This window comes from Staphylococcus sp. B1(2026), from assembly GCF_058895785.1.
The window spans coordinates 25,949-46,733 of the sequence record NZ_JBZXTS010000007.1; the positions used below are offsets into that span (position 1 = coordinate 25,949).

The 20,785-nt window shown below is 26.7% G+C and carries 19 protein-coding genes; all 19 read left to right on the top strand.

Annotated elements, in window-relative coordinates; translation table 11 throughout:
- Positions 1–120 precede the first annotated feature (120 nt).
- The 19 genes from AC5EAH_RS02425 to AC5EAH_RS02515 all read left to right on the top strand — a co-directional run bounded on the left by AC5EAH_RS02425 (position 121) and on the right by AC5EAH_RS02515 (position 20,648).
- Positions 121–900 carry a conjugal transfer protein gene (locus AC5EAH_RS02425; protein WP_493493158.1) on the top strand — a complete coding sequence of 260 codons (780 nt, stop codon included), beginning with the start codon at positions 121–123 and terminating at the stop codon, positions 898–900.
- Positions 901–915: 15 nt separating this feature from the next.
- Entirely contained in the window at positions 916–1,179 is a 264-nt protein-coding gene (locus AC5EAH_RS02430) for a hypothetical protein (protein ID WP_493493159.1), read from the top strand.
- 647 nt (positions 1,180–1,826) lie between these two features.
- Positions 1,827–4,118 carry an ATP-binding protein gene (locus AC5EAH_RS02435; protein ID WP_493493160.1) on the top strand — a complete coding sequence of 764 codons (2,292 nt, stop codon included), beginning with the start codon at positions 1,827–1,829 and terminating at the stop codon, positions 4,116–4,118.
- 55 nt (positions 4,119–4,173) lie between these two features.
- The gene (locus AC5EAH_RS02440; RefSeq protein WP_493493183.1) at positions 4,174–5,334 is read left to right on the top strand and encodes a CD3337/EF1877 family mobilome membrane protein; all 1,161 of its coding nucleotides are present in this window, start codon (positions 4,174–4,176) and stop codon (positions 5,332–5,334) included.
- 368 nt (positions 5,335–5,702) lie between these two features.
- Positions 5,703–6,494 carry a phage tail tip lysozyme gene (locus tag AC5EAH_RS02445; RefSeq protein ID WP_493493184.1) on the top strand — a complete coding sequence of 264 codons (792 nt, stop codon included), beginning with the start codon at positions 5,703–5,705 and terminating at the stop codon, positions 6,492–6,494.
- A 62-nt stretch (positions 6,495–6,556) separates the two neighbouring features.
- A complete protein-coding gene (locus tag AC5EAH_RS02450; protein ID WP_493493161.1) occupies positions 6,557–7,081 on the top strand; it encodes a GNAT family N-acetyltransferase in 525 nt (174 codons plus the stop codon).
- Between the two features lie 58 nt (positions 7,082–7,139).
- The gene (gene map, locus AC5EAH_RS02455) at positions 7,140–7,904 is read left to right on the top strand and encodes a type I methionyl aminopeptidase (RefSeq protein ID WP_493493162.1); all 765 of its coding nucleotides are present in this window, start codon (positions 7,140–7,142) and stop codon (positions 7,902–7,904) included.
- 26 nt (positions 7,905–7,930) lie between these two features.
- Positions 7,931–8,713 (top strand): cell wall-active antibiotics response protein LiaF, encoded by a 783-nt coding sequence (liaF, locus tag AC5EAH_RS02460; RefSeq protein WP_493493163.1) that lies wholly within the window; start codon positions 7,931–7,933, stop codon positions 8,711–8,713.
- Positions 8,710–9,759: a sensor histidine kinase gene (locus AC5EAH_RS02465; RefSeq protein ID WP_493493164.1), complete on the top strand. Its 1,050-nt coding sequence runs from the start codon at positions 8,710–8,712 to the stop codon at positions 9,757–9,759. The genes liaF and AC5EAH_RS02465 overlap by 4 nt, the downstream gene beginning before the upstream one ends.
- Before the next feature lie 11 nt (positions 9,760–9,770).
- Positions 9,771–10,415: a response regulator transcription factor gene (locus AC5EAH_RS02470; protein ID WP_493493165.1), complete on the top strand. Its 645-nt coding sequence runs from the start codon at positions 9,771–9,773 to the stop codon at positions 10,413–10,415.
- A gap of 14 nt (positions 10,416–10,429) precedes the next feature.
- Positions 10,430–11,368 carry a hypothetical protein gene (locus AC5EAH_RS02475; RefSeq protein WP_493493166.1) on the top strand — a complete coding sequence of 313 codons (939 nt, stop codon included), beginning with the start codon at positions 10,430–10,432 and terminating at the stop codon, positions 11,366–11,368.
- A gap of 273 nt (positions 11,369–11,641) precedes the next feature.
- A complete protein-coding gene (rapZ, locus tag AC5EAH_RS02480) occupies positions 11,642–12,514 on the top strand; it encodes an RNase adapter RapZ (protein ID WP_493493167.1) in 873 nt (290 codons plus the stop codon).
- Positions 12,511–13,509, top strand: a complete 999-nt coding sequence (locus AC5EAH_RS02485) for a gluconeogenesis factor YvcK family protein (RefSeq protein ID WP_493493168.1) — start codon at positions 12,511–12,513, stop codon at positions 13,507–13,509. The genes rapZ and AC5EAH_RS02485 overlap by 4 nt, the downstream gene beginning before the upstream one ends.
- Positions 13,510–13,521: 12 nt before the next feature.
- Positions 13,522–15,378, top strand: coding sequence for a DUF6077 domain-containing protein (locus AC5EAH_RS02490; RefSeq protein ID WP_493493169.1), 1,857 nt, complete (start codon positions 13,522–13,524; stop codon positions 15,376–15,378).
- Between the two features lie 9 nt (positions 15,379–15,387).
- On the top strand, positions 15,388–15,900 hold the full coding sequence (locus AC5EAH_RS02495; RefSeq protein ID WP_493493170.1) for a hypothetical protein: 513 nt from the start codon (positions 15,388–15,390) through the stop codon (positions 15,898–15,900).
- 9 nt (positions 15,901–15,909) lie between these two features.
- Positions 15,910–16,875, top strand: coding sequence for a polysialyltransferase family glycosyltransferase (locus tag AC5EAH_RS02500; RefSeq protein ID WP_493493171.1), 966 nt, complete (start codon positions 15,910–15,912; stop codon positions 16,873–16,875).
- A gap of 12 nt (positions 16,876–16,887) precedes the next feature.
- Positions 16,888–18,123, top strand: a complete 1,236-nt coding sequence (locus tag AC5EAH_RS02505; protein ID WP_493493172.1) for a cytidylyltransferase domain-containing protein — start codon at positions 16,888–16,890, stop codon at positions 18,121–18,123.
- Positions 18,124–18,135: 12 nt separating this feature from the next.
- Complete coding sequence (locus AC5EAH_RS02510) at positions 18,136–19,677, top strand: phospholipid carrier-dependent glycosyltransferase (RefSeq protein ID WP_493493173.1); 1,542 nt, start codon at positions 18,136–18,138, stop codon at positions 19,675–19,677.
- Positions 19,674–20,648 (top strand): glycosyltransferase family 2 protein, encoded by a 975-nt coding sequence (locus AC5EAH_RS02515; RefSeq protein WP_493493174.1) that lies wholly within the window; start codon positions 19,674–19,676, stop codon positions 20,646–20,648. The genes AC5EAH_RS02510 and AC5EAH_RS02515 overlap by 4 nt, the downstream gene beginning before the upstream one ends.
- Positions 20,649–20,785 lie beyond the last annotated feature (137 nt).

Sequence of the window (20,785 nt, forward strand, 5' to 3'; positions counted from 1 at the left end):
CGATATAATTATTTAAAAATCGTAATTTGGTTCATCTTTCTTTTACCGTTAATCTTATCTATTATTTTAATTTATTACGAAGGCAAAATAACTAAAATAGTTATGCACCATGAGCAATTATTGACGAAACTATCTCAATATCAAAGACAAAAAAATAAATTAATTATAGATGATAAAATACTTAACTTTTCAAATGATTTTATTACTTTATTTATTAATATTCCGATTACTTATGAAAAACAAGAAGATTATAAAAAAAGTTTGAGAAAATATTATTCTAAAAATTTTTATGAACAGTCAAATCATATTTTATTTTATTATCAAGGCGTGAAACGTGAACTTATCGATAAACAATATTATGACATTCAAAAAATTAAAGATAATATTTATGATATTAGCTATGTTGTGACATATAAATTATCAGAAGTTGGTCAAAGTGATAATAAGATTAAAAATATAGAAAGAAAACAACTGATACATCTTCCAGTGTATATTAATGACGCTAAATATAATGTAGTCGATTTTCCATATTTTACACCTATAATTAATCATTATGCTGATTATCCGGGACTAGATAATTATACAAAAGCTAAACCAGCAACGATAGAACGTAGCAAGTTTAGAGTATTTTTAGTAGATTTCTTTAAAGATTATGCAATTAAAAATAAAGAAAATATGGTAAATATTATGAAAAATCCTAGTAGTTTAAATAACGAACGTCAATTTGTGGAATTGAAAAATTTTCAAGTTTTCGAAGATGAGAATCATAAAATTTTAGTTAAAGCATTAGTATTATTTAAAGATACTTTATTTAATGATATGAATGTAGAAACTTATACGCTCCACATTAGTCAAAAAGACAATCAATATTTTATTGAAAATTTAGAACATATTAGATAGAAAGGAGAGAATTTATTGTTACAATTTTATTTTAAAACGATAGTATTAGCAGGATTACCAACGCTTCAAGGTATTTACGATTGGTTAACAGGAGAAATTAAATATTTAATTGCTGGTGGTTTAGTTATTATGATTGCTTTACTTTTAATTACTCAAAAAATAAAAAAATTTTTTGGATTTATTATTTTAGCAGCAGTGGCATTATTTATTGTTTCTGATGTTTTAGGTTTTCTAGAAAATATTAAAGCAATCATACAACTTATTTTTGCTAAAGGATAATAATTGTATATGAAACATATTAATTATCGACGATTGTTTAATGAACCTTATCGTATTTACACAATTTACGGAAATTTCTCTATAACAGGATGTGTGTTGTTTATATTGATATGGCTTATATGTAGTTTATTATTTAACTATGTACCATTTATTTATTATCCTATTAAATATTTGGCTGAATGATTACCAGGTGGTTATTTATATGTTTATGTAGGTATACCTATACTAGTATATTTATGTATACTTAAGATTAATTGAGAAGGTAAAAAAGTTTATATATTTTTATACGATTATATTTACTGGTATTTAATGATTAAAATAACAAAAGTTATTTATTGTCATGATGATAAAGTATGCTATATGTCTGATAATATTATATTTCGATAAATTAATTAGAGGGGCAACCCTCTATTCTTTCAAAGGAGATAATAATGGTAATATTAAAAGCACCTTATAAAACAACTAAAGATAATCTCTTATTAACCAAAAATGGTGATGTATGAGCGTATTACAAAATTGATCCACAAATTATTTTTATAACTGATAAATTAAAGAAAGAAAAATATAAAAATCAATTAAAAAAATTTTTATCGTTATTAACAGATTATCAAGATTTTCATTTACAAATGTATCCTCAAGACATGTGTTTGAACGAAAGATTTCAACAATTATCTCAAGATTTTGATGAACAAATTAAGAATATTGCATTACATTATGCCAACAGAACAACAGATATATTAAATAAGCAATTAAATAAAGTAATTACTAAAAATATCTTTGTGATAGGTATTTGTTTAACTAGAAAAAATATAACAACACAAACTTTAACAAAATTGCTAAAATTACAAATCAAAAGTGCAATATCTCAAGTTTTAAATTTGCTAAATGATTACAGCAGTTCTCAAGATAATATATTATTAGAAAGTTATAATTTTTTAGAAACACAGTTATTTCATCAAATGTCTATGATGAATGTTCAAAAATTATCAGAAAGCGAATTAAATTATATACAAAGATTACAGTTTCTAGGTCAATTGCCACATGATGTTGCGTATGAAAAATTAAAAAGAGGTAGTGCAGCTATTTTGGATGGTATAATTGATGCAACATCAGCCGGGGAATTAAAGATAACCTCAATACAAGGGCAAGTTTTCAAAACATATTTAGTATTAAATATTACGCCAGATTATGTTGATCATTGTCGTCTTTTTGAACAAGCTCAACATTTTAATTTTCCAGTAGAGGTACATATTAAAAGTAGGTTTAAATCAAATACCAATTTAAATAGAAAAAGACAAAGATACTTATTAAGAGAAAAAGAAACAGCGAAAGATGAAAAAGCAACTAATATATCTTTATCAAACAGACGATTAGATAATTTTAAAATTTTAGAAAAATTAGGTAATGAATTAGATAATCAAGCCATATTTGTTGAATGGCTTGCTTGTATTGTGATTTATGCAGAAGATACAATACAATTAAAAGAAAGAAGCCAACAAGTTGTCCAATATTTTATGCATCAACAATATCATTTCATCCAACCAACAACAGATCAATTAACTTTATTTTATTTATTTTTACTGGGTGAAAAATTAAACTATCAAAATCATTGGATACAACTCACTACTATAGAAGGAATGAGTGAAATGTTATTTGGCATCACGCAAAATATTGGGACACAGGTAGGATTTTATATAGGTAGAATAGATAATAAATTGGAAAGTGTCACACATCAAAAAGCTATTTTAGAATCTAGAGATATTGTACTGTTTCATCCATTTTTAGCGAACAAAAATAATGAGAATATCAAAAAAATATCTGATAGTCCACATATTTCTATCACAGGCAAAACAGGAAGTGGAAAATCTTTCCTGATGAAAATGTTATTTTATATTTCTATGTTATTCAATGTTAAAGTATTATATTTTGATCCTAAAAATGAGTTTCAATTATGGCAAAATAAAATCATCAATAATAAAGAAGCGGTCAATCAATATCCATTATTTATTGATTTATTAAAAGAAATTAAGTATGTAACATTAGATTATACTAAAGAAAATAATATTGGAATATTAGATCCAATTGTTTTTTTGCAAGGTGATGAGGCAAAAGAATTAATGAAAGGTATTTTTGATGAGATTTACGATTTTTCTCAGCATATAGAAATCGAAACAGCATTATTAAAAGCTATTGATTATGTGATAGCAGAGCGGTCAAAAAATCAGCAAGTAGGTGCATTACATGTTATTCGATATCTTCAACAGAGTAAATCTAAACGAGTTGCAGATGTAGGAGAAAATTTATGTGCTAAAGCGCAACAAGGTTTATTAAAATTAATTTTCTCTAACGGGTGTCAACAGACATTAGCATTAAATAATAAATCTACAATCTTACAAATATACGGATTGGATTTACCTGATAATGAAATATCTAAAAATAATTATTCAACAAGTGAAAAGAATTCTGTTATTGTAATGTTAATTATTGCAAAATTCATGGAACAATTTGGTAAACATCCACAAGAACAAACTGCAATTTTTTTCGATGAATCTTGGTTATTAAATATGTCAACTATAGGACAAAAATTATTAAATTCTCTTAAAAGAATGGGGCGTTCAATGAATAACGCATTGATTTTCGGTTCACAATCAGTTAAAGATACAGAAAGTTATAATAATCATGGTAATTTTGGTTGTTTTTTTGCTTTTGATAATGATAAGGAAAGAGAAGCAATTTTATATCACTTAGGTCTAGATAAAGATAATGAAAAAAGTATAGACATGTTAAAAAAATTACTACAAGGTCAATGTATTTTTAAAGATTTTTATGGTAATGTTGCTAAATTAACAATTCACTCTATATTTGAAGAGTGGACGCAATCATTTCAAACTGTTGAAACAACAATTTCAAGTGAGCTAGAGTCTAAATATAAAATATAAAAATAAGGAGAAAATATGATTAATGATTTATCAACAATGAATAGAAAAATATTCTATATATAACTATCAAAGTTATCTTAATTACCATAATGATGCAATGAATGCAGATAGTGCGATTTATTTGAATACAGGTGCAAATATCTGTTTTAAATTAAATGTTATATTAAGTAATTTAGTTGATGTAGCTTTAAAAAATTTTTCAGATATTCAAATTTTAAATACATTGTTAGACAGTGTGTTTAGTAGTTCTCAACAATTTTATCAACAATTATATTATCAACTATCAGCTTTTTTTATTTTGTTATCATTAACAGGTATTTGTTATCAGATGTTTATTAAACAATATATTAAAATAGGTATTGTACAATTTGTTAAAATGATTTTAATTATTACTTTTGGTAGCATATGGCTTAATAATGCAAATACACTAATGTCAACGATTAATCATATTTCACACGAAGTACAAACCACTATTATGACAACAATGAGTACATATACGCATATTAATCAATCTACTCATCAACATACTAATTATTTACGACAACAATTTTATGAATTAACTTTATTAAAACCTTATTTAGCAATAAATTATGGCACAGTAGATGTTAATAAAATAGGTTTGCAACGAGTAGAAAAATTTTTAACCTTAGATATTACTAGTGAAAAATACACAGAACAAGTGAAAACAAATATTGAACAAGAAATCACAGAATATCATAATATTTATATGCAATCTAAACTATTAGATTTAAAATTTATTATTTCATTTATCTCTCCTATATTAACTTTATTAGTAGCTATTCCATTTTTTACTTTAGCTACATCTAACTTAGTGATTGATATTTTAATTTTGATTTTTATCATCATTTTTCCTTTCTTTCTTGTTTTATCATTATTAAACTTGTTCAGCGACAAAGTATTAAAAGGATGTATCATTTTTCTGTCTTTATTCATTATCAAAACATTGTTTATTTTACTAACAATTATTTTATTTATTACTACACAAATTCTTGCTAAAATTATTCCATTAGAATTAGGTATTACGAATTATATTTTGACATCTCTAATAATGATAATTATTAATATCATTATCTACAGAAATAAAAGAATATTATATAGTATAACTTCAGGAGGATTACTCTATATAAAAAATAATACTAATTCAGAACTATCTAAAATACAAGCCTTATTAAACATCACTAAAGGAAACTATTAATTATGAGTTTAAAATATTTAAAGTATTGCATAATAAGTATTTGTCTGTACATGAGTTTATTTTTCTTTTTCATATATATTGGTTTTCTTACAACAACAAAATCAAATGTATGTAATACAGATGCACAAGTAATTAATAGTGGTGGACATATATTTCCAAAAGATTATCGAGTTTTACAACCATGGGGAAAAACACCATGAGCATTAGGAGATGGTGCGAGTTTATATGAACAAAGTGGAAGACATACAGGTGTAGATTTACAGGCAGTAGGAGATGAAGATGGTTTGGCTAATACACCTTTATTAAGTGTGAAACAAGGTAAAGTGGATGAAATAGGCTATGATGACATTGGTGGTTATTGAATATTAATTAAACATAATGAACAAGAATATGCGTATTATGGTCATTTAAAACCAAATTCAATAAAAGTTAGTCTAGGTGATAAAGTTACACAAGGTACAGTACTAGCTATTATGGGGAATAGTGGTAGAACAAATGGGATTTATCATGTACATTTTGAAATAAGAAAAACATCAAAATTTTTATCTGACATTGATCCAAGTCCAATATTTGGAAAAGAGCATTTAGAGCAGGATGGATATTTTAAAGTGACAAGTAAAATTAAAAATACTATAAATAATCAACAAAACTGTTCAAATGATGAATTGAAAGGAAATAACAATATTGAAAAAATGTGGTTCTTTTTTAAATCAAAAGGTTATACAGATGAAGCAGTAGCAGGAATTATTGGTTCAGCAATGGCTGAAAGTGGTCCGGAATTAGATCCTAAAATGCAACAAGTTGGTGGTCCAGCACGTGGAATTTTCCAATGGGAAAGTAGAAGAAAAGAACTTAATGGCAATTATATAGGGGCATCAGATAATCGTTTTGATAAACTTTATGATTGGGCAACTTCCAAAAATAAAGATCCGTTTTCAATTGAAACACAATTGTTATATGCATATTTAGAAATGACAAATCCTAATTATGATAGCACAACATATATTTTAATAAATGAGCCACGATTTAAAAAAGTTACATCAATTCATGAAGCAACACAGCATTTTACACGATGTTTTGAAAGAGCGGGCATTGAAGTTTTAGATAAGAGAATTAATTATGCACAAAAGGTTTATCAACTAATGAAAAATAAAAAATAATAGATTAGTCATGTAGCATATAGTATAATTTTATAAAATAAAGCTAATAATGGAGGGAATAAATGTCTATTATTTTAGTTAAACCGAGTATAAAATATGAAGCTAGTTTATTAAAATATAAAGATGCTTTTAACAAAACTAATGAATTTTTACATGGAACAAGTAATATTTTTAATTATAGAAATATGCAAGAATGGATTGAATATTGTTCATTAATGGAGCATCGTAATACTTGTCCGAAGAATTTTGTGCCAGCATATCAATTTTTATTAGTTAATATAGAAACTGACGAAGTCATAGGCATGATTAATTGTAGATTAGAATTGAATGACTATTTATTTAAAGAAGGTGGACATATAGGTTATTCGATACATCCACAATTTAGAAGAAAAGGAATGGCAAAATTACAACTTAAATATGCACTAGAGATTTATAAAGAATTAGGATTTAATCGTGTGTTAATTACATGTGATAAAGATAATATTGCTTCTAGCAAAACAATTAGAAGTTTATCTGGTCAATTAGAAAATGAAGTTATAATAGATGATGGAACTATTGTAGAACGTTTTTGGATAGCATTGGCATAGCCATTAATATTTAAAATATGCTATAATTAAATATAAAAAATAACTTGAGGTAGATTAGATGATTATTAAAACAACAGAGCAATTAGAAAAAATGAAAGAAATTGGTCAAATATGTGGAATAATTCTTGATGAATTGAAAAATATGGCTAAAGTAGGCATTACTACCAAAGCATTAGATGAGTATGCAGGACAACGTTTTAAAGAACTTGATGCTAAATCAGCACCAATTACAGAATATGACTTTCCAGGCTATACATGTATTTCAATTAATGATCAAGTTGCACATGGTATTCCATCTGATAATGTCATCTTACAAGAAGGCGATTTAATTAATATTGATGTATCAGGTTGTAAAGATGGTTTTTATGCAGATACAGGTGTTTCATTTGTAGTTGGTAAAGTGGATGATAATAAAAAACAACTTGTATGTGATATTGCAGAAAAGGCATTTTATGAAGGTATGAAAAAAGCTAAAGCAGGTACAAAATTGAATCAAGTTGGAAAAGCTATCGCTAAAGAGATTCATGCAAATGGCTTAAAAGTGATTAAAAATTTAACCGGTCATGGTATAGGTCAAAAATTACATGAAGCACCTGAACATGTTTTAAATTATTATGATGCATGGGAAAATACAATTTTACAAGAAGGCATGTGTTTAGCTGTTGAACCATTTGTTTCAACTAAAGCAACTACTGTCATTAATGGTTCAAGAGATGATTGGGAATTTGTTACTGAAGATGGTTCGTTTGTAGCTCAATATGAACATACAATTGTTGTGCAAAAGGGAGAACCAATAATATTAACTAAATTATCTAATCAATGAAAAAGATAGTTTAATGGGGTGATGGTATGGAAAAAAATAAAAATGATATGACACAATTGTCTTTTCTAAAAAGAGTAATTAATAAATATAAAACATTACAGCCTCAAACTAATTTATATATTATTTTATTAATTTTTATGATATTATCACATATTGCATTTGTATTTTATCAACCTATTTCGTTATTAGTCATTATTTTAAGTATTATACTTTTAGGTTATGGTTTAAAAAATAGAGAACAGATAAGAGGATTAATCAGTATTGCTGTAGGAACATTAGCAATTTTGTTATGGTCACTAGAAAATCCTTTTTCCCGTTGGATTATTTTTATAGGAGGCGTTTTTTCAATTATTACGCTAGTCATGAGTATGAAAAAACCTTTAATGATTAGAGCTATTAATTTTCCTTTAAGATCAGAAGTTAGAAATGATGACATTACAATAGTTAACCGACCATTACATTATAAAAATAATCAAGATACTGAAATTTATAAATGGGATGATGTAATTATTCATCATTTAATTGGTGATATTCAAATTGATATGACAAATGCAGCTATTAGTGAATCAAAAAGTGTGATTCATGTAAGAAATTTTTTAGGAAAAACTGTTATTACAACGCCACCTAATTATGGTGTGAAATTATATTTTAGTACAACATATGGTAAGTTTTTTACACAAAATGATTTGCATCGTGAAATTATTAATGGACAATGTACATATCAATCACCAAAATATCATCAACAAAAATATACTGTACATATTTTTGTATCTAGTTTTATTGGAGATGTTGAGGTGATTACACAGTGAGTTTATATCGTAGAATTATGATATATTTATTGATTTTTATTTCTGTAACATTAGGTGCGACATTATTATCGGCAATTGTAATTGTAGCTAAAGAGCATCGCTTAATGTCTTTAGTTTTACTTATTCAAGAACAGTGGTTAAATATTTTAGGGATAATATTTATTATGTATTTAATTGTGATAATTTTTAGTTTGTCCATATCTTATAAATTGAATGAACAATTTGAATTATTGCAACAAAGTGTAAAAATAGTTGAACAAGGAAAAAATTTAGTTATACCTGGAAAAATTGAAGTTTATCAGGAAACTCATTATGTATTAAATGCACTTAGAAGAATTGCCAAAAAAATTAGAGTAGGTGCTGAAATTCAACAAAATATTGTTAATAATAAAAGTTTATCACAAATAAAAGCTGAAGAAATTATTAAACAAGAACGCTCAAGATTGGCTAGAGAGTTGCATGATTCAGTATCACAACAATTATTTGCAGCCAGTATGATGTTGTCTGCTTTAAGAGAACAAACAAGTGAAAAGAATCCACAATATAAGCAAGTTGAGCGTGTAGAAAAAATTGTACAAGATACACAAATGGAAATGCGTGCTTTATTATTGCATCTTAGACCTATGGACTTGAAAAATAAAACTTTACCTGAAGGTATAGTTGATTTTTTACGTGAATTACAAATTAAATCTTCAATAAATATACATTGGCAAATTGATGAAACAATTCAGTTAGAGAGTGGTGTGGAAGATCATTTATATCGTATTTTACAAGAAGCATTATCGAATATTTTGAGACATGCTCACGCTCATCATGTAGAAATTGAACTTTCAAGATTAACACAAGTGATCTTATTAAGAATTAAAGATGATGGTGTTGGTTTTGAAATGAATGATGAAAAAATGACATCCTATGGTTTGAAAACAATGAAAGAAAGAGCGCTTGAAATTGGTGCGGATTATCGAGTTGTTACTTATCCTAATGTAGGTACAAGAATAGAAATTAAATTGCCAGTTACCCAATCAACAGAAAAAATTAATTTGTAAGGAGTATATTTATGATAAAGGTTGTATTTGTCGATGATCATGAAATGGTACGTATCGGTATTTCAAGTTATTTATCTATGCAAGATGATATTGAAGTAATAGGTGAAGCAAGTGACGGGCAAGAAGGTGTAGATATTGTATTGTCTTTAAAACCAGATGTAATTTTGATGGATCTTGTTATGGAAAAAATGGATGGTATTACTGCTACAAAAGAAATAATTAAAGCATGGCCTGAAGCTAAAATTATTATTGTCACAAGCTTTTTAGATGATGATAAAGTTTATCCAGCACTTGAAGCGGGTGCTACAAGTTATTTATTAAAAACTTCTTCAGCTAAAGAGATTGCAGAAGCGATTCGAAAAACAGTAAAAGGCGATGTTGTTTTAGAAACTGAAGTTGCTGCTAAAATGATGAGAAAATTAACTAAACAAGCACAACCACAATATCATGATGAATTGACTAATCGAGAAATGGAAATTTTATTATTAATTTCTAAAGGTTATTCAAATCAAGAAATTGCAGATGAATTAATTATTGCATTAAAAACAGTTAAAACACATGTATCAAATATTCTAAATAAATTAGATGTTGATGACCGAACACAAGCAGTAATTTATGCTTTTCATCATGGATTAGTAAAAAAAGAATTGAATTAGGAGTTGAACTGATTGTGAAAAGAAAAAAGAATGATTTACATCCAATTACATTGAAAGTAGAACAATTATTTAAAAAATTTAACGAGCAACAATTACAATTATTAGAACAAGATGAAGAACGTCAAAAAATACTATATAAAAAAATGGCAGAATTAGGTATTCAAGAATCTAATTATGGACATATCAAATGGGCGTTTGTCTGGTGGTATGGTTATATATATGAACCTAGAAATTGGGAAAATTTTCTAAATGAAGAGATTAATCTTTGTACAGATGCTATTGTGAGAAATCGTTTGATAAGTTTAGGTAAACCATTTATTGTTTTAGGAGAGCTAGTATCGTGTAATAAAACGACAATTGAAATATTACCTTGGAGAGAACAAAAAAAACGACAATTTCATAAATTTTTCACAGATAATGATAGAAAATTAACAACTGGAAATTTATCATTGACAATTGCCTTTCCATATGGAAATAAAGCAATTGTAGCACATCCATTAGTTAATATGGCATTTACCAGTCAACAAGCGTATTTGATTATAGATGATATTTATAATAATCATGATTATGAATCATATCAGAATTTCATAATAGATAATTTCTTTTTACTTATTTTAGTTGATTATACACAAGCGAAAGTTATTTTATCTTACATGGAAGAAGTAAATCATCGTTTTGAATCTGATGAAAGTTTAAATAAATATGCGACTATAGGAAAAGATTTTGTAAGTTTAGCATTAGGTAATAAATTGTTAAGTTTAGGTCAAGCGACACAAGCAATTGATCAATTCATACAATTTATAAAGAAAACAAAGCCAATTATTCGTAAAGAAAATTTATATATCGGAGCATTATTAGTGAAGCATGGTGCTGATAAAAAAATAGTTGAACAATTATTAGATATATCAAGTGCGAGTTTAGCGAGAACGATTCATAAAATTGAGATGATGTAGACATATAGTATTTTAATAGAGTGTTAATAAAATAAATATAACTAGTATCAATTAAATATATTAATGTATTTAGTTGGTAGTAGTTATCTTTTTAAATTAAGATACATTATTTATATTGAAGAGACATATAACTGATTTAAAAATTAATTATTTGTCTTATTTTTTATTTTATTGTGAATAGCTTAGTTATTATCTTGAATTTTTAGTTTTATCTGTTGGTATGGTATAATAGTAGTAGTTTATGCTTATTATAATGGTAAGGGGGAAATCATCATGAATGATACTAATAAACAAATCACGATTGTGACAGGAATGAGTGGTGCTGGAAAAACAGTAGCTATTCAAACATTAGAAGATTTAGGGTATTATTGTGTAGACAATCTACCACCAATGTTGATTCCTAGGTTTATTGAAATGACAGATACAACGGAAATAAATAAAATTGCATTGGGTATTGATTTAAGAGCGAGAGATTTTTTTGATGAAGTGCATCCTATTTTAGAACAATTAAGCCAACAAGCACATATTTTATTAAGAGTTATTTATTTAGAAGCGAGTGATGAAGTTTTAGTATCTAGATATAAAGAAACAAGGCGTTCGCATCCATTGGCCCCAACAAGTAATATTACAGAAGGTATCGAATTAGAAAAACGATTACTAGCTAATGTGAAACATTTTTCTCAACACATTTATGATACAACTAGTTTAAATCCACGTGATTTAAAAAATCAAATTATTTCTGATTTTACAACCACACAATCAACACCTTTTTCAATTACGGTGATGAGTTTTGGTTTTAAACATCATGCGCCAATTGACGCGGATTTAGTTTTTGATGTTAGATTTTTACCTAATCCTTTTTATGTGTCAGAATTGAGAATGTTAACAGGATTACATGATGATGTATATAATTATGTAATGAGTTTTGAAACTGCACAAACATTTTATCACAAATTATTGGATTTAATAGGTTTTATGTTGCCACAATTTAAAAAAGAAGGTAGATCTCAAGTGATTATTGCAATTGGCTGTACAGGGGGACAACATCGATCAGTGTCAATCGCTAGAAAATTAACTATGGATTTATCAAAAAACTATACAGTATACAGTCATCATCGTGATGCAAAAGTAGGTGATATAGGATGAAGAAGATAAAAGAAAGACAAAAATTAAAAGTTGTGTCTATTGGTGGAGGAACAGGACTATCAGTTTTATTACGAGGTTTAAAGCAGTATCCTATAGATATCACAGCGATTGTTACAGTGACTGATGATGGTGGTAGTTCAGGAGAAATTAGAAATAAAATGCAAATGCCGCCTCCTGGAGATATTCGTAATGTTATGGCTGCATTGTCAGACGTAGAACCTTTGATAGAACAATTGTTTCAATATCGTTTTGATAAAAACTCAGGAAGTGTAGAAGGTCATCCAGTAGGTAATTTGATGTTAGCCGCGTTAACTGATATTATGAACGATTTTGGACATGCGGTAAAAGAATTGTCTAAAGTTTTAAATATTAAAGGGACAGTATTACCGACCACGAAATTTGCACCTGTCTTACATGCGATTATGTCAGATGATAGCGAGATTATAGGCGAATCGAATATTACAGCTGATCAAAGAGCTATTAAACGAGTTTTTGTTACACCAAAATATTTGAGACCAATGGATGAAGTAATACAAGCTATAGAAGAAGCTGATTTAATTACTTTAGGACCCGGAAGTTTATTTACTTCAGTACTACCTAATGTAGTAGTGAAAGATATGGCAAAATTAATTGCTAATAGTAAAGCGAAGAAATTATATATATGTAATATTATGACGCAACAAGGTGAAACTGATGGTTATAGTGCGAGTGATCATGCACGTGTATTAAATGACCATTTAGGTGGACATATTTTAGATGCAATCATTATTAATAGTGAACCATTTAAAGAAGAAATTAAACAAAAGTATGAAGCTAATCATCAAGAAATTGTTGAAGCAGATTATCAAAAATTAGAAGATATGGGTATTACTGTTTTAACTGATAGCCAAGTATTTATAAAACAAAAAGATGGTACAATTAAACATAATGAAACAATAGTAAGTTCATTAATTTATGATTATCTTTTAGAAGAAATTTCAACAAGGATATATTAAGGTGAACATATTATGCAATTTTTAATTATTTTTTTACCATTTTTATGGTTATTAGGTCAATTATTAGCAAAACGTTTAAATTTATCTTGGCATCATCATTTACTACTAGGATTTATTGCATATTTTGCTGTATTTAATATCATGAGTATTCCATTTACTTTGTTAGGATTATCATGGAAAGCATATTATTATAGTCAACTATTATTTCATGGCGTAAGTTTAGGTGCAGTAGTATATCTATATTTTTATTATTATCAATATCATCGTGAGTGGTCAATCGTAGCATTTAAAAATAAAGTATATAAATATTGGCCATTATATGTTGTATTTTTAATTTATGTAGCATTTTCGTGGTTTAATACATCAACTATTTTTTGGACAAATCATACAGGTGCTGTTTGGGATGATTATTTCTATTCAGCTAAAGCTTTAAAATCTATAGATGTACAGCATTTATTTCAACAACATTTTGTTTATCAAAATCAAATTGTGCCAATACAAGAAAAATTAGTCGTTTGGGAATTATTTTGGTCATTTATGAGCAAAGTATTTCATATTCATACTATGACATTAGCACACAAGTACATTCCAGTATTGGTGCATATGATTTTTATTATGAGTTTTGATGAAGTGTTGAGACTGATTAAGAAGAAGCAAAATAAATATTATATTTTTGGATTACTTATTTTTGTTATTTTTGGCTATATTCAATCAGAATTAGTAAAAACTCTTTATATGACATGGTATGGGAATGTAGTTGTAGCGACTTCATTTTTACCACTTTTATTAGTGATACTCGTTAATAGTTTAAATGATAAACGATATTTAGTAATGATGATGTTATTACCTATTACTTTTATAGGGTTTTCTAATGGAATTATTGTTTTCTCAAGTATTACATATATTTTATCAGGTTTGATATGGTTATATTATAAGGAATACAAAATGAGATATGCTATAGCAAGTTATAGTTTATTATTAAGTATTATTGTAGTTGTGTTATTTGTGTTTTCATATATGATCACAAGGCAATTTACTATGTTTAATTATATTGCTGAAATACCTGCTGCAGAAACAGAGAAAGATATCTTTACTAATTTTTTCAATGTGAGATTACCAATTTTATTAATATCAGTGAGCTATTTTATAATTCAAATTTCGAAAAATAAATTATCGAGAAATGAAATGATTATTATAGGGCTACCTCTATTTATTATGTTTTTAGGATTAATACCTGTTGTTAACAATATTATGTACAATACATTGAATTTTTCATTTAGGAGACTTTTAGAATCTGTTTCACTTTTTGTCATGATATATGCATGGATTGCTTTATTAAATCAAACGTATAAACAAATAAAATGGCAATATTTTGCAATTTTAGTAGTTATGATAATTTATTTTTATGCAAAAACAACACGAATATACATACTTGAAGAACAACGTATATTTAGTCCAGCAGCGATATTACAACCATATAAAGTTCATCCATTAACTGAACAATTAGCTCTAAAATTTCAAAAAATATCAAGAGATAAACCTATTACAGTGGCTTTTCGTTCAGAATTTAGTGCTAAAGGACAACATTTTACTCGTATTTTTGCTACTAAAGGTGCTGATGAAGAAAGGTTTTTGCATTATAATTTTGGTGATGCTATAGTAGGTATTAATAAAAATATTTATTTGTATAAGTTTAATGAGAAAGAATTATCTTTAGAACAATTACGTAAAGATAAAGTTAATTATTTTGTAACAAATAATCATTTTTTGACAACAGTTATTTGTAAGTATTACAATGGTCAAGTGGTAGACACATTAGAAGATGCAACATTAAATCATTCGATTTATATTATCCAATTAAATGACTAGGGGAGAATAATGAAAGAAAAAAGTTTAACTATTTTATTAACGATGTTATTAACAGGTTGTCAATTGCCAAATCCAACAGTATACACTCCTCAACTACACTTAAATACGCATTCAAATATTAATGAAATAAAGCAAGTATATCAATATGATATAGTGACTGAAGAACAACAATTAAAGCTTCATCATCTTGAAAATGAGATCAATCAAATAAAAAGTGATTCATCAATAGCGCAAGATATTAAACAACAACAAATAGAAACATTACAACAACAGTATATAAATGTTTATCAAGTCATTCATCAAGATAATATTAATAAATTTGATAAATTAGCTAAAGAACTAGAGAATGTAGATATTGAACGTTTACCAGAATCAGTTCGTCAACAATATATTATGAGCAGTGAAATTATTGTGAACTTTATTCAATTAGAAAAATTCAATAAGAGTTTAGCAGAATGTCAAACACTTGATGCCATTAATGAAAAATATCAATTAGGATTATCTAATGATTTAATGAAATAGGAGAATAATGTGAATAATTATTTTGTATGTGCAAGTCCTTACCATGTTTATTTAAGTTTATTATTAATAAAAAAACATCATATAAATAATGTTAAATTTTATTTAACTACTAATGATCCACCTAATGAAAATTTTTTTGAAAGTATTAAATCTAATTTAGAAAAAATAACAGTAGTAGAAGATGTGATTATTCGTAAAAGATCAGTACCATTAGATTTATTGATGATTGAAAAAATTAAAGATTATTTAACAATTAAATCTTTAAAAGTATCATCTGAAGATACTATTTATTTATTTCCTTGGAATACACATACGTTAATTTCTTTATCTAATTTTTGGTATCAATACGCTGACAATATTATTTTAGTAGAAGAAGGAACAACTATTCATTTATATCCAAAACCTAGTAAATTAAGTTTAAAAGTTAAACGTATGTTTTATGGTTTTGATGAACAATTTATGCATTCTAATAAAATAAAAAAAATATTAGTTCAATATCCTCATAATTTTCCAATGTTTCCTGAAGAAAAATTAATGACATTACCATTACAAAGTTGGATTGATAGTCTGACTACTGAAGATAAAAAAGAAATTATTCGCGTATTTTCTAACAAAGCATTAAAAGATGCGATAGAGCATTTACATAATAAATCTCAAGCTATTATTATTTTAACACAACCTTTATCAGAAGATAATTATATGACAGAACAAGAAAAAATAGAAAGATATCAGAAAATTGTTGATGAGTACCAATCAAATTATCAAGTATTTTTGAAACGTCATCCAAGAGAATTAACTACATATCATTTTGATAATGTCATTGAATTAGCTGGCAGTTTTCCTAGTGAATTGTTGGAGTTAATAGATGTTGAATTTGACTATGCAATAGGTATTTGTACTAGTGCAATTGATCAAATTAAAGCTCAACATAAAGTTAATACGGACCCTTCGTTTTTGAAAGATTTTAACAAATAGAAAGGAATAATTATGAAAAAACACCCAATTTGTATTATTACAGCACGTGCAGGTTCGAAAGGTTTACCAAATAAAAATATGTTATATTTAATGGGAAAACCAATGTTAATTCATTCAATTGATGTTGCGATAGCATCTGGAAAATTTAGACCACAAGATATTTATGTATCTACTGATTCACAACAATATAAAGAAATTATAGAGACGATGCGTCCGGTCAATGTTATTTTGAGACCAGCACATTTAGCAACAGACACATCAACATCTTTAGATGTATTAAAATATTTTTTACAAGATTTTGATGATGAACAATTGTTTATGTTATTACAACCAACATCTCCTCTAAGAACAGCAGAAGATATTAATAATGCTTTTGATTTATATATGAATTCAGAAGGTTGTACTTCTGTCGTTAGTTTTTCAGAGTCAGAAAAATCAACAAATTTATTTACAACAATTGATGATAAAGGATGTCCAGTAGATATGTTTGGCGTAGATACAAATTATCGTCGTCAAGCGCAAGAAACAATATATTATTCAAACGGTAATATATATTTAGTTAAGAAAAAAGATTATTTAGCACACGATTCATTTTTTACTGAAGGTACACGTGCCTTAATAACACCTCATGAAAGTTCATTTGATGTCGATGATTTAACAACTTTTAAAAGTGTTTTAGGACAGATATATTTTAATCATCAGTGGAGAGATCAACGTTATCGTGAATTGCAAAGTCAACAATTTTTAAATTATAATGAGCACGATATAAAATCAAATGTTATATTGACTGATCAACGTTTGAATTTTTTCAATCACAAGCATTATACTAATATAACAGTACAAGGTTTAACTGCTCATTTAGTAGCAGAACATTTAGAACATTTATTAAATAATAATCCACAAATTAAACATATAACAATATCATTAGGGATTAATGATTTGATTTGTGGTGCTACAATTAAATCACTTAGACAGTCTATGCTAACGATTGTTGATATATGTAAACAATATGAAGTGAAATTAACAATGATATCAATTATTTACACATTATTTAGAATGGAAATTAATAATCAGCACATTAAAGAAGCAAATGATATGTTGCAACAATTAGCTACACAATATACCTGCCAATGGTTAAATTTAAATGAACAATTGTCAAAAGAAGACGATTTGAATTTTATGTATACCATAGATGGTGTAGAATTTAATAAAGAAGGTCAAATGGTTATCAATCAAATTTTAAAATAAGAGGAGAATATAATGATAATTAATCAAAATAGATGGTTACATGTGTGTAGCAAACTAGTTTCTATAGTAATTATTGTTTCATTTTTTACTTTTATTATACTTAGTACTTATTATCCAAATTTAGAAATTACTTTATCTGTCTATCGGTCATTATCAACAGCTGATGATATTATACAATTAAATATTTATTTATTTCTACTAGCATTAGTTACAGTCATACTATTAGCAATTTTAATAAAACTTTTATTTAGATATAAAAAATATAAATATATAGATATCGTATTCTATTTAGAAGTATTACTATTTACGATTTATTTATATCATTTAAATCAAAATTATCATTTTCAATTCGTAGATGATTCGATGATTATTTTAAAGAATATTCAGTCATTATTACTGACAGGTATGATTGAAGACAATTACTTGAATTTTTATCATAATAATTTTCCGCTAGCATTAATATATTTAAGTATTGTTAAATTATCAGGAAGTTTAAATATAGATCATTTAATCAATGTATCGATCGCTATTTATGGCATGACGATTTTATTAATGTATCACACATTGAAGCAAATATTATTGAATAGATTAATTTGTATTATATTTAGTCAATTGCTAATATTACTCATGTCTGTGTGGTTACATGTATTTAATTTTTATACTGATACAGTGTCATTATTTTTTAACTTGCTTACCATTTTTTGTTTAATAAAATTATTGCAGAGTAAGCAGTCATACTGGAAAATGTTGTGGGCAATGTTATTAGGCATGGCAACTGCATTAGCGATAATTATCAAATTAACATTGATTATTTTTAGCATTGCAATGATATTATGTTTAATTATGACATTAAAAAAACATGATAAAGGTCTGATTATGATTACAATAGTAGCAATAGCATCTATTTTTATCTCTTGGAAAATAGTAGATAATCATTTTACTAATCAATATTTTTATCAAGAACAGAAAAGAGTACCAGTGGAACATTATCTAGCAATGGGAATAGAGAGTAATTATTTAGACAAAGTTGATAATTATCAAGATTTATCTCAAGCAGTAGGGAGTTGGAACTTCTCGGATGTTAAACAAAGTAATGAAATTTTATTTGTGCAAAATCAATCAATTGATGAATTGAAAGTTATTAAAAGACGATTATTTAAAGAGAGGATACATAAGTTAATAGATAAGCAGCAACTTAGTCAATTTATTATAGATAAATTAACAGTGTCTTGGGGAACTGGGGACTTAAAAACGACGAAAACATTACATGATTTAGCAAATGATCCACAAATAAATACATGGGTAAGCAGTAAATATGTATACAGTTATATGCAGTATGTACAGTTTATTATTTATCTATCCATCATAGTTATGTCTAGCAGTCAATTACTTAATAAGAGAGTTAATCTTGTTGTATTGATTTATCAAGTTTTTCTTATAGGTTGTATTTTATTTTTTATAATGTGGGAATCATCACCGAGATATATGATGATAATTTACCCAATGTTACCAGTTTGTATTGCAAGTATATTAGAAAAGAAGGAGATTAGATGAATAAAAGTAATCCGATTTTAGCTATTGTTGTACCTTGTTATAACGAACAAGAAGTATTAATGTATACAACTGAAAAATTAATAACTTTACTGAATCGAATGATTCATCAGGAGAAAATCTCTAGTAAATCAAAAATAGTTTATGTTAATGATGGTTCGAAAGATACAACATGGCAAATTATACAACAATTATCTGATGAAAATGATCAAATTACTGGTATTAATTTATCCAGAAATTTTGGGCATCAAAATGCATTATTAGCAGGTTTAGATACGGTTCGACACTCAGTAGATATTGCGATATCTATTGATGCTGATTTACAAGATGATCCAGAAACGATGATTGAAATGATTGAAAAATATAATCAAGGTAATGATATTGTCTATGGCGTAAGATCTAAAAGAACAACTGATACTTGGTTTAAACGTACAACAGCAGAAGCTTATTATAAAATTATGAAATTACTAGGTGCTGATATTATACATAATCATGCAGACTATCGTTTAATGAATCAACGTGCATTAAATATATTTTTTGAGTATCCAGAACATAATATGTTTATCCGTGGTGTTGTACCTTTAGTAGGTTTACAATCTGCAATTGTATATTATGAAAGAGCAGAACGTTTTGCTGGTGAGAGTAAATATCCACTAAAAAGAATGATTTCATTTGCTTTTGATGGTATAACATCATTTTCAATTATGCCGATTAGATTAGTTACTTACGCTGGTTTCATTACAGCTTTTATTGGTATTTTATTATTGATTTATACAATTATTGCTTATTTTTCTGGAAAAACTACGCATGGGTGGTCTTCACTAATGATTTCGATATGGGTCGTAGGAGGCATTCAACTAATTGCTTTGGGTATTGTAGGTGAATATATCGGAAAAATTTTTAAAGAAGTAAAAAATAGACCGAGATATACGATAGAAAGTGAAAATTTTAAAGCGAAAATAAATAATAAATAATAATAGATAGAAACTAATTTCTCGAAAAATAGAAGTTAGTTTTATCTATTTTTATGGTATAAGTCTGATTATTAGTTTAAAAGTAAAAGAACCAACTTTAGAATCGGTATTGATTAGTTTGTATAATCGTATAGAAT

Excerpts from the sequence above, each read along its gene's own strand:
- AC5EAH_RS02450 (WP_493493161.1), top strand. The coding sequence starts at position 6,557 with ATGTCTATTATTTTAGTTAAACCGAGTATAAAATATGAAGCTAGTTTA.
- map (WP_493493162.1), top strand. The coding sequence starts at position 7,140 with ATGATTATTAAAACAACAGAGCAATTAGAAAAAATGAAAGAAATTGGT.
- liaF (WP_493493163.1), top strand. The coding sequence starts at position 7,931 with ATGGAAAAAAATAAAAATGATATGACACAATTGTCTTTTCTAAAAAGA.
- AC5EAH_RS02470 (WP_493493165.1), top strand. The coding sequence starts at position 9,771 with ATGATAAAGGTTGTATTTGTCGATGATCATGAAATGGTACGTATCGGT.
- rapZ (WP_493493167.1), top strand. The coding sequence starts at position 11,642 with ATGAATGATACTAATAAACAAATCACGATTGTGACAGGAATGAGTGGT.
- AC5EAH_RS02485 (WP_493493168.1), top strand. The coding sequence starts at position 12,511 with ATGAAGAAGATAAAAGAAAGACAAAAATTAAAAGTTGTGTCTATTGGT.
- AC5EAH_RS02490 (WP_493493169.1), top strand. The coding sequence starts at position 13,522 with ATGCAATTTTTAATTATTTTTTTACCATTTTTATGGTTATTAGGTCAA.
- AC5EAH_RS02495 (WP_493493170.1), top strand. The coding sequence starts at position 15,388 with ATGAAAGAAAAAAGTTTAACTATTTTATTAACGATGTTATTAACAGGT.
- AC5EAH_RS02505 (WP_493493172.1), top strand. The coding sequence starts at position 16,888 with ATGAAAAAACACCCAATTTGTATTATTACAGCACGTGCAGGTTCGAAA.
- AC5EAH_RS02510 (WP_493493173.1), top strand. The coding sequence starts at position 18,136 with ATGATAATTAATCAAAATAGATGGTTACATGTGTGTAGCAAACTAGTT.
- AC5EAH_RS02515 (WP_493493174.1), top strand. The coding sequence starts at position 19,674 with ATGAATAAAAGTAATCCGATTTTAGCTATTGTTGTACCTTGTTATAAC.